3 protein-coding genes are annotated in these 1,815 nt (G+C 64.1%); 2 read left to right on the top strand and 1 reads right to left on the bottom strand.

Annotation, left to right across the window (positions count from 1 at the left end):
• Positions 1–165: 165 nt before the first annotated feature.
• The gene (locus I71_RS09230) at positions 166–894 is read right to left on the bottom strand and encodes a DUF1989 domain-containing protein (protein ID WP_244433726.1); all 729 of its coding nucleotides are present in this window, start codon (positions 892–894) and stop codon (positions 166–168) included.
• 64 nt (positions 895–958) lie between these two features.
• Here I71_RS09230 and I71_RS38745 point away from each other — a divergent pair, with 64 nt between their 5' ends.
• Together I71_RS38745 and I71_RS09235 are read left to right on the top strand one after the other, a co-directional pair.
• Positions 959–1,171 (top strand): hypothetical protein, encoded by a 213-nt coding sequence (locus I71_RS38745; RefSeq protein ID WP_199902139.1) that lies wholly within the window; start codon positions 959–961, stop codon positions 1,169–1,171.
• 37 nt (positions 1,172–1,208) lie between these two features.
• Positions 1,209–1,815, top strand: a 607-nt coding sequence (locus I71_RS09235) for a GntR family transcriptional regulator (RefSeq protein WP_083897068.1), incomplete at its 3' end; no start/stop codon positions are given.

A 1,815-nucleotide genomic window follows, 5' to 3' on the forward strand; every position in this document is an offset into this window, starting at 1 on the left:
GCCGGGTTGTGGAGTCCTTCGACCGGCCTTGCCACCCGTTGCAGCCGGGGATCCCCCATCTTCAGGATTTCACGCATGATGTGTCCGTCACTCCGCCCGATACCCGCTCAATGAGTCATCGGGATCGGCCGCGGTGCAAGTGGCATCTGCGATGTCCGGAGCCGTTCAGCAGCCGTGGCTTCGGTCGTAGCCGTTGATGGCCGGTGCGCGCCATCCCTCCGGCAGTCGGGCGGGCTTGTGGATCTCGACGAGGAGGGGATGGCAACTGGCCGTGTCCGAGGAATGCTCCGACGAGCAATCGCCGCCGGGGCAGGCGGACATGCAGCCGAGCAGGTCCACCTCGGCGAAAAATTCGAGATAGTCGCCCGGCCGCACGGGGCTGGCCTTCATGAAGTACTGCCCGGTATCCCGGGAGAAGCCCGTGCACATGAAGACGTTCAGCACATCGTGGATGTGGGGTTCGGCCTCGGACAGGGTCATGCCGGTGGCTCTCGCCAGGGCGCGGGTGAGATTCGAATGGCAGCAGTGGTGGTAGTGGTCCCCGGCGCTGAGCAGAGTGTGCGTATAGGGGTCGCAGCGGGTGCCGATGACGTCATGCACCGACCCGCCGAATTCGTCGAAACCGTACCAGTCGAGCGTGTCGTGCGTGATGGTGGCGATGGGGCGGAGATAGGGGAAGTTGGAAAACAGCTGATCGCCGAGCCCGACATGGGTGCCGTTCAGCGCGCGGGTCTTGCCGGTGTAGAGCCGCTCCTTCAAATCGTTCGCGTTGAAGAGGTTGAGGTCGCCCACCTGCGCGCCTTCCGTCGAGATGATGCGGAAGATATGGCCGGCGGGCACGGTCCAGGTGGCCGCATCGCGCGGCGGGACCACCACCGTCCCGATCAGCTCCATCCCCTCCCGCACCGCGCGGTATGCCGCCAGATCGGCACGCGGCAAGGTCTGGGTGGGATAGCAGATGACAGGCCTGACCGCCTTGCGTGCAGCGGCATCTGCGGGTGGTGCGGTGATGGGGGTGGGCTTCATTGGCTTTTCCGTTCGCTTCATCAGGTTCGCCGCCGGGATCGCCGCCGGGATCACCATTGAGATCGACAACGGCCATGCGATAACCTGCTCAATGACTGAATATGGATTGTTGAGTATCATAAAAATTATTGTTCAACAAACTTGATTTGATCCGGCAGCGCCGGGATCTTCGGGAGGTGCCGATGACGATCAGGACGACTATGGAAACCGACGGGACATCCCTTGCCGGTGCGGTGGCGATCCGCATTCGCGACATGCTGATCGCCGGCGAGTTCGAACCCGGACAGAAGCTTTCGGAACAGCGGGTGGCAGCGGATTTCGCGGTGTCGCGGAACACGCTGCGCGAAGCGTTCCGCTTCCTGACCAGCCAGCGGCTGCTCTCCTATAGTCCCAACCGCGGCGTCTTCGTCACGGTGCCGGACGAGGCCGCGATCATCGACATCTACCGTGTCCGCGCGGTGATCCAGCGAGGTGCGGTCGAGGCGGCAAGCCGGGGCCATCCGGCGCTCGCCCGCATGCGGGCCCTGGTCGAAGAGGGCAGGGAGCTTGGCGCCGAACGGGACTGGCAAAGGGTCGGCACGAACAACATGGAGTTCCACCGCGCCATGGTCGGCCTGTGCGATAGCCCCCGGCTCAGCGCCAGCTTCGACCTCGTGCTCGCCGAACTCCGGCTTGCCTTCGGACAGCTCAAGGACATGGCCCATCTTCACGAACCCTACATCGAGCTCAACCACACTCTCCTTTGTGCGCTGGAGACGGGCGACCGGCAGGCATCGATGACGGCGCTCG

Source organism: Azospirillum sp. B506 (assembly GCF_000333595.1).
Classification (GTDB): domain Bacteria; phylum Pseudomonadota; class Alphaproteobacteria; order Azospirillales; family Azospirillaceae; genus Azospirillum.